Source organism: Paraburkholderia sp. RL18-085-BIA-A, assembly GCF_046027075.1.
GTDB lineage: Bacteria > Pseudomonadota > Gammaproteobacteria > Burkholderiales > Burkholderiaceae > Paraburkholderia.
The window spans coordinates 59,072-66,442 of record NZ_JARESU010000046.1; the positions used below are offsets into that span (position 1 = coordinate 59,072).

Below are 7,371 nucleotides of genomic sequence, written 5' to 3' on the forward strand. Positions count from 1 at the left end.
AGCTCTTAAAGGAATCGAACGATGTCGTCTCCGGCCAATGCAACCGCTCAACTCGCGGACAATGCGTTCGCGCGCTATCCGAGTCTCGTCGACCGCACGGTGTTGATCACGGGCGGCGCGACCGGCATCGGCGCATCGTTCGTCGAGCATTTCGCGGCGCAAGGCGCGCGCGTCGCGTTCTTCGATATCGACGCGAGCGCGGGTGAAGCGCTTGCCGACCAGCTCGGCGATTCGAAGCACAAGCCGCTGTTCCTGACCTGCGACCTGACCGATGTCGACGCGCTGCAAAAAGCGATCGCCGATGTGAAGGCCGCGCTCGGGGCCATCCAGGTGCTGGTCAACAACGCGGCGAACGACAAGCGCCACACGATTGGCGAAGTGACGCGCGAGTCGTTCGACGCGGGCATCGCGGTGAATATCCGCCATCAGTTCTTCGCCGCGCAGGCGGTGATGGAGGACATGAAGGCGGCCAGGAGCGGCTCGATCATCAACCTCGGTTCGATCAGCTGGATGCTGAAGAACGGCGGCTATCCGGTGTACGTGATGTCGAAATCGGCGGTGCAGGGTTTGACGCGCGGACTCGCGCGCGACCTCGGGCACTTCAACATTCGCGTCAATACGCTGGTGCCGGGCTGGGTGATGACGGAGAAGCAGAAGCGTCTGTGGCTCGACGACACCGGCCGCCGTCAGATCAAGGAAGGGCAGTGCATCGACGCCGAGCTGGAACCGGCCGACCTCGCGCGCATGGCGCTCTTTCTCGCCGCCGACGACAGCCGGATGATCACCGCGCAGGACATCGTCGTCGATGGAGGCTGGGCGTGAGCGCTGGCGCGCCGTCGAGCGGCACGTCGCGGCGGGCGGCATTGCTGCTCGACACGAAATGCACGCTCGGCGAAGCGGCCACATGGTGCGCGAAAACCGGTCGCTTGTACTGGACGGACATCGAAGGTGCGCGCCTGTGGCGCTACGATCCGAGCGACGGCCGCAGCACGTTCTGGCGCATGCCCGAACGCCTCGCGACGTTCGCATTGTGCGCGAACCCGCACTACCTGCTGCTCGGCCTCGCCACGCATCTCGCGTTTTTCGATCTGGCGACCGGTGAGACGCGGCGCATCGTCGATATCGAACCGGGTCTGACTACGCGCGTGAACGACGGCCGTTGCGATCGTCAGGGGCGCTTCGTATTCGGCACGAAAGACGAAAGTTCGCCGGCGCGCCCGGTCGGCGGCTTTTACCGGCTCAATCGTGATCTGTCGCTGGAGCGCCTGGCGCTGCCGGCGCCGGCGATCTCGAACAGCATAGCGTTCAGTCCCGACGGCGCGACGTTGTATTACTGCGATTCGTTGATCCCCGAAATTCGCGCGTGCGATTATCACGCGGACGGCAGCATCGCCAACGACCGTCAGTTCACGCAGGTCATCGGCGCGGGCGTGGAGCCGGACGGCTCGACCGTCGACCGCGACGGCGGCCTGTGGAACGCACAGTGGAATGGCGCGCGGGTGGTGCGCTACGGTCCCGACGGCGTGCAAACGGACCGCATCGAGGTGCCGACCATCCAGCCCAGTTGCGTCGCGCTGGGCGGCCCGCAACTCGGCACGCTGTACATCACGAGCGCACGCACCGGTCTCGACGCCGCCGCGCTGGCGAACGATACTCGGGCGGGCGGCGTGTTCGTCGCGACGGTTGGGCGGCGAGGTTTGCCCGAACCGGAGTTCCAAGGCGCGCCCGCATAGCGCAGAATGACGCAGCCCGGTCGTAAGGCCGCGGCGGCGGCTAGTCCATGCAATGAGTTTGAAAGAATCAGAAGGTGATGTCGCAATTCCAGTGGCAGCAAATCGGCAGCATGCAGTTCGGACCCAGAGGCGATCGGTTCAAAAAATCGCCCAACAGCATCCGTCAGCAATGACGGCAACGTCCCAAGCCTCTCGATGGAGCCAGATATGACTGTTGCGAATCTTGTTTCCGCTTCTCCCCCAACTTCACAGAGCCGACGCTCGCGCCTGGCCGCGGCGGCCAATCCGGTGCTGGCCGGGCCGAGCACGTCGGCGGTGGCGGTCGGCGAAAGCAGCGCCGGCGATGTCGCGTGCATTACGCTTGCCAACGCGCATTTGCGGCTGGACGTCGCGCCGACGCTCGGCGGCGGCGTCACCCGCTTCGACTGGCGCAGCGACGGCGCGCTCACGCCGATCTTCCGGCGCTGCCGCCATGTCGGCGCCGACACGCAACCGAACCAGCTCGCCTGCTATCCGCTGCTGCCGTATTCGAACCGGATCGGCGGCGGTCGTTTCAATGTGGCGGGGCGGCGTGTCGAGGTGCCGCGCAATCGCGCCGACGAACCGTTGCCGATTCACGGTGACGGCTGGCTGTCGGCGTGGCAGGTGGCCGAGTCGGACCGCGAAAACGTGCGTCTGACGCTCGATCGCCATGACGGCAAGCCGTACGCGTTCCGTGCGACGCAAACCTACACGCTGGAAGGCTCGACGCTCGTCGTCGCGCTGGAGATCGAGAACGCGGGGCGCGAGGCGCTGCCGTTTGGACTGGGCGTGCATCCGTTCTTCGTGCGCGATGCGGATACCGAACTGTCGGCGGCGGCCGGCGGCCTATGGCTGTCCGGCGACGACTGGCTGCCGGTGCGGCACGTGCCGGCGCCGCCCGCGTGGCAATTCGGCGTCGCTTATCCGTTGCCGGAGACGATCGTCAATCACGCGTTCACCGGCTGGAGCGGGCAGGCGGCGGTGGTGTGGCCGAAGCGCCGCCTGTCGCTGAACATCGCCGCCGACACCGACTACTACGTGCTGTATACGCCGCCCGGCGAAGACTTCTTCTGCTTCGAACCGGTCGACCATCCGATCAACGCGATGAATCTGGCCGGCGGCGCGTGCGAAAACGGCATGACCCTGCTGGGACGCGGCGAGCGGCTCACGCGCACGTTCCGCTTCACCGTCGAGCGCACCGGCTTGCGTTCGATGCCCGGCGGCGCGCGCGGATCTCGCCGGCAGTAGCAGCGCCCACAGTGGCAGGAAGGGACCGCGCGGCGCGGCACGACGCGGGCGCACCCTTCGCACCATGCTCAAGGAAACCCGTGCGCTGCTGCGGGCCCGGCTGGCGCGCGACCCGCCGCGCGGGACAGGTAAAATACGCGCCTCTTCCGAATACCGGCTCGCCGCGAGACCCACCATGTCCAATTTCATCCAGACACTCAACGACGCCTGGCAGCGCACCAACTCGCTGCTGTGCGTCGGCCTCGATCCCGAGCCCAGCAAATTCCCGGGCGCGCTCGCCGGCCGGCCCGACGCGATTTTCGACTTCTGCCGCGCGATCGTCGATGCAAGCGCGCCGTACGCGTCGTCGTTCAAACCGCAGATCGCCTACTTCGCCGCGCATCGCGCCGAGGACCAGCTCGAGCAGCTGATTGCTCACATTCACGCGAATCATCCGGACCTGCCGGTGATCCTGGACGCGAAGCGCGGCGACATCGGCAGCACCGCCGAGCAATACGCACGCGAGGCGTTCGAGCGCTACCAGGCGGACGCGGTGACAGTGAATCCGTACATGGGTTTCGACTCGATCCAGCCGTATCTGGAGCGCCAAGGCAAGGGCGTGATCGTGCTGTGCCGCACATCGAATGCGGGCGGTTCCGATCTGCAATTCCTGGAGACGGGCGGCCGTCCGCTGTACCAGGTCGTCGCGCAACTGGCGGCGGACAAGTGGAATGCGAGCGGCCAGCTAGCGCTGGTGGTCGGCGCGACGTTCCCGAAGGAAATTGAAGTAGTGCGCCGGATTGTCGGCGATATGCCGCTGCTGATTCCGGGCATCGGCGCGCAAGGCGGCGACGTCGAGGCGACCGTCCATGCCGGACGCACCGCGAACGGCACGGGCATGCTGATCAACTCGTCGCGCGCGATCATCTATGCGGGCAAGGGCGACGATTTCGCGCAAGCCGCAGCGAAAGCCGCCATGGAAACGCGCGACCGGATCAACGCGTTTCGGTGATGGAGGTCTTGGGTTGCTTGGTGAAGCTGGCTCCAGGTTGAACGAGCCAGCTTTTTGAGCGGCCTCGGAGCGGGGTGATTGGGTGAGAGGGTTCGGAACGTTCCGAATCGCCTGGTTTTCTTAAACCACCGGCCCGCCCAGAGCAAGAAGGCGACCTAAGCCGCCGGCCCCAGCCGCGCAATAAACTCCGCATGCTGTGGATGCTCCGCCTTCAACGCATCCATATCCGCCAGTTCGAACTCGCTGAATTCGAATCCCGGCGCGACGGTGCAGCCCACCAGCGCGAACGCCGCCGGATCGGCGCACTCCGCTGCGAACCACAAGCCCGCCCACACCACCGCCTGAAACACGACGTCGGGATGCGCGAGCGTATTGCCCAGTTTGTGCGTAACCAGTGCGCCGTTTCCGTCGAGCACGTGGACGTTCAAAGGCTCGCCCGCATAGAAATGCCAGACTTCATCGGACTTGATCCGATGCCACGCAGAATGCGCGCCGTCGCATAGCAGGTAGTAAATCGCGGTCGACGCCGAGCGGTTCTGGGCCGAACCGTCGTCGCGAACCACGCATTGCGCCGCCCGATACGTCTCGCTAAAAAATCCGCCTTCCGGATGCGGCTTCAGATTGAAGCGGCGGATCAGTTCGTCTTTGGCTGCATGCGAATCCCGCATCGTTCCCGCCCTTCAAACGAGGGTCAATGTTCGCGCTCGTCGAGCAGCGCGAGCAGGCCGCGCAATGCATGCGCGGCGGCCTGCACGCGGATCTGCTCGCGGTCGCCCTTGAAGATTTTCGTTTCCACCGACGTATGCAGCCGGTTGCTCCAGCCGAACGACACCATCCCGACCGGCTTGGTCTCGGTGCCGCCGCCCGGTCCGGCGATGCCGGTGACCGACAGCGAGACTTGCGCGCGGCTGTTGCGCAGCGCGCCTTCGGCCATCGCGCGCGCGACCGGTTCGCTGACTGCGCCGTGTTTGTCGATCAGGTCGGCGGGCACGCCGATCATCTCGCTCTTCGCCTGGTTCGAATACGTGACGAAGCCGCGCTCGAACCAGCCGCTGCTGCCCGAAATGTCGGTGATCGCGGTCGCCACCATGCCGCCCGTGCAGGACTCGGCGGTGACGAGCATCAGGCGCTCGTCGCGCAGGCGGTTGCTCACACGAATCGCGAGCTGGTGAACGACAGAATCGGTAGGCATGGCGTCAATCCGGAAAACGGGGGCCGGCGGTGAAGCGCGGCATAAGCGGCATAAGCGGCGATTGCCGGGCTGCGATCAAACCGACATGCGCCACAGCGCGATCACGAGCAACGTGAAAAAGGCGGCGACCAGGTCGTCGAACATGATGCCAAAGCCACCTTTCAGGCGGCGGTCGAAATAACTGATGGGCGGCGGCTTCACCATGTCGAAAAAGCGGAACACGATGAAGGCCCACAGCTGGCCAGTCAGCGTCACCGGCGTAACCATCAGCAGCACCAGCCAGAACGCGACGATTTCGTCCCACACGACCGGCGACGGGTCGTCGATGCCGAGCCGCTTCGCGGTAAAACCGCAGATCGCGATGCCGCCGATAAAGCCGGCGCCGATCAGCACGCCCCATTCGATCACGGTCAGATAGCGGCTCAGCACGGCGAACGAGGCCCACGCGAACAGCGTGCCCATCGTGCCCGGCGCCACCGGCGACAGGCCGCTGCCGAACCCGAGCGACAACAGGTGCAGCGGATGCGACAGCATGAAACGCGCGGTGGCGCGGCGCGGCTGAGGCCGTGGCGCACGCGGTCCGGGCGCCTGGGGCGGCTGCGGCTCGCTGCCGATATCGTCGGCGGGGCCGAGCGGGGGATCAGTCTGCATGGAAGTGGTCGAAGCCTTGCAACGTCAGAGTGAGCGGCGCGCCGGCGGCGTCGCGCCAGTCGATGGCCGGGCGGTCGTCCGCCGTCTGGAGAGCGCTTATTGTACCGATGCGTGTGACTGGCACGGCCACCGCGCGTCCGGCTGCTTCGATCGCGGTGCGCGTCGTGGCGGGTGCGGTGAAGCACAGCTCGTAGTCGTCGCCGCCGGCGAGCGTGCAGCGCTGCTGGATGGCGGGCGCGAGGCGGCGCAGCGCGGCGGAACGCGGCACGGCGTCGACATCGACCGTGGCGCGCATGCGCGAGCGTTCCAAAATGTGCAGCAGATCGCCGGCCAAGCCGTCCGACAGGTCGAGCGCCGCGTGCGCCAGGCCGCGCAGCGCGAGCCCGAGCGGCACGCGCGGCTCCGGTCGTTCGAGGGCGCGGCGAAACGCCGCGGCATCGCTGGCATCGGCGGACCACTCGCCGCGTTGTATGCCGAGACCGGCGCGCGCGTCGCCGAGGGTGCCGGAAATCCAGATGTCGTCGCCCGGCTGGGCCGCGTCGCGGCGCAGCGCCACTTGCGGCGGCACGCTGCCGAACACGGTGATGCACAGATTCAGCGGGCCGCCCGTCGTGTCGCCGCCGATCAGCTCGCAGCCGTAGCGCCCGGCGAGCGCGAAGAGTCCCTCGCTGAACGCGGCGAGCCACGCTTCATCCGCTTTCGGCAATGAGAAGGCCAGCGTGAACGCCTGCGGCTGTGCGCCCATCGCGGCGAGATCCGACAGGTTCACCGCGAGCGTCTTGTGACCCAGCGCTTCGGGATCGACATCGGCGAAGAAGTGGCGGCCTTCCACCAGCATGTCCGTCGATATCGCCAGCATTTCGCCGGCACGGGGCGTTAGCAGCGCGCAGTCGTCGCCGATGCCGAGCGACTCGCTGGCGGCGTCGGACGGTCGCGCGGCGGCGGCTCGGCGGGCAAAGAATCGGTCGATCAGCGAAAACTCGGAGAGCATGGTGGCCAAGGGTGAACGGATAACTACCGCGAACAGCGCCTAACGGCGCGCATTGTACGAAGTGCCGGTGCTATTCGCACCCAAAGCACAAGCAACTCGCGCTCCTATCGCTGACGACTTCGATTTGAGCCGCACGTTGCGTGAAGCATGTCACTCCGGCCTTTCGCTTTCGCTCTGTTTAAGTCGCGGCACTTGTACCCGTATTGAAGGAATCGCGTAGGCAATTGGGGCTACAATGCCGTCGAACGTCTATTCTAATCCGCACTTCGAAGCCCGCCTTATGTCGAATCCCGTCAATAGCAAACTCCGCGAAGCCGCACTCGATTACCACGAGTTCCCCACCCCAGGGAAACTGGCAATCACCCCGACCAAGCAGATGATCAACCAGCGCGACCTCGCGCTGGCGTACTCGCCGGGCGTTGCGTTCGCGTGCGAGGAAATCGTCGAGAACCCGATGAACGCCGCGCGATTCACCGCGCGTAGCAACCTCGTCGGCGTCGTCACGAACGGCACCGCGGTGCTCGGCCTCGGCAACATCGGCCCG

8 protein-coding genes and 1 pseudogene are annotated in these 7,371 nt (G+C 66.2%); 5 read left to right on the forward strand and 4 right to left on the reverse strand.

Going from position 1 to position 7,371, the window contains the following annotated elements; all coding sequences use genetic code 11:
- The first annotated feature begins 21 nt into the window (after window positions 1–21).
- From P0D89_RS26985 to pyrF, 4 genes are all read left to right on the forward strand, one after another.
- Window positions 22–822, forward strand: a complete 801-nt coding sequence (locus tag P0D89_RS26985) for an SDR family NAD(P)-dependent oxidoreductase (RefSeq protein ID WP_408360363.1) — start codon at window positions 22–24, stop codon at window positions 820–822.
- Window positions 819–1,733: an SMP-30/gluconolactonase/LRE family protein gene (locus tag P0D89_RS26990; protein ID WP_408360365.1), complete on the forward strand. Its 915-nt coding sequence runs from the start codon at window positions 819–821 to the stop codon at window positions 1,731–1,733. The genes P0D89_RS26985 and P0D89_RS26990 overlap by 4 nt, the downstream gene beginning before the upstream one ends.
- Window positions 1,734–1,940: 207 nt before the next feature.
- Window positions 1,941–3,002: an aldose 1-epimerase gene (locus tag P0D89_RS26995; protein ID WP_408360367.1), complete on the forward strand. Its 1,062-nt coding sequence runs from the start codon at window positions 1,941–1,943 to the stop codon at window positions 3,000–3,002.
- A 175-nt stretch (window positions 3,003–3,177) separates the two neighbouring features.
- Complete coding sequence (gene pyrF, locus P0D89_RS27000) at window positions 3,178–3,993, forward strand: orotidine-5'-phosphate decarboxylase (RefSeq protein ID WP_408360369.1); 816 nt, start codon at window positions 3,178–3,180, stop codon at window positions 3,991–3,993.
- Window positions 3,994–4,148: 155 nt separating this feature from the next.
- On the opposite strand, the gene P0D89_RS27005 is transcribed toward pyrF, so the two are convergent.
- The 4 genes from P0D89_RS27005 to thiL form a co-directional block, all read right to left on the reverse strand.
- Window positions 4,149–4,661 carry a cupin domain-containing protein gene (locus P0D89_RS27005; protein WP_408360371.1) on the reverse strand — a complete coding sequence of 171 codons (513 nt, stop codon included), beginning with the start codon at window positions 4,659–4,661 and terminating at the stop codon, window positions 4,149–4,151.
- Between the two features lie 23 nt (window positions 4,662–4,684).
- Window positions 4,685–5,185 (reverse strand): CinA family protein, encoded by a 501-nt coding sequence (locus P0D89_RS27010; protein WP_408360373.1) that lies wholly within the window; start codon window positions 5,183–5,185, stop codon window positions 4,685–4,687.
- 75 nt (window positions 5,186–5,260) lie between these two features.
- A complete protein-coding gene (locus P0D89_RS27015) occupies window positions 5,261–5,836 on the reverse strand; it encodes a phosphatidylglycerophosphatase A family protein (protein ID WP_408360375.1) in 576 nt (191 codons plus the stop codon).
- Complete coding sequence (gene thiL / locus P0D89_RS27020; RefSeq protein WP_408360381.1) at window positions 5,826–6,827, reverse strand: thiamine-phosphate kinase; 1,002 nt, start codon at window positions 6,825–6,827, stop codon at window positions 5,826–5,828. Before thiL ends, P0D89_RS27015 begins: the two co-directional genes overlap by 11 nt.
- 235 nt (window positions 6,828–7,062) lie before the next feature.
- Here thiL and P0D89_RS27025 point away from each other — a divergent pair.
- Window positions 7,063–7,371, forward strand: a pseudogene (locus P0D89_RS27025) (malic enzyme); the annotation flags it as partial.

What these genes read in the sequence shown, in the direction of transcription:
- P0D89_RS27010 (WP_408360373.1), bottom strand. Translation starts at nt 5,185, where the DNA reads ATGCCTACCGATTCTGTCGTTCACCAGCTCGCGATTCGTGTGAGCAAC.
- P0D89_RS27005 (WP_408360371.1), bottom strand. Translation starts at nt 4,661, where the DNA reads ATGCGGGATTCGCATGCAGCCAAAGACGAACTGATCCGCCGCTTCAAT.
- P0D89_RS26995 (WP_408360367.1), top strand. Translation starts at nt 1,941, where the DNA reads ATGACTGTTGCGAATCTTGTTTCCGCTTCTCCCCCAACTTCACAGAGC.
- P0D89_RS26985 (WP_408360363.1), top strand. Translation starts at nt 22, where the DNA reads ATGTCGTCTCCGGCCAATGCAACCGCTCAACTCGCGGACAATGCGTTC.
- P0D89_RS27015 (WP_408360375.1), bottom strand. Translation starts at nt 5,836, where the DNA reads ATGCAGACTGATCCCCCGCTCGGCCCCGCCGACGATATCGGCAGCGAG.
- thiL (WP_408360381.1), bottom strand. Translation starts at nt 6,827, where the DNA reads ATGCTCTCCGAGTTTTCGCTGATCGACCGATTCTTTGCCCGCCGAGCC.
- pyrF (WP_408360369.1), top strand. Translation starts at nt 3,178, where the DNA reads ATGTCCAATTTCATCCAGACACTCAACGACGCCTGGCAGCGCACCAAC.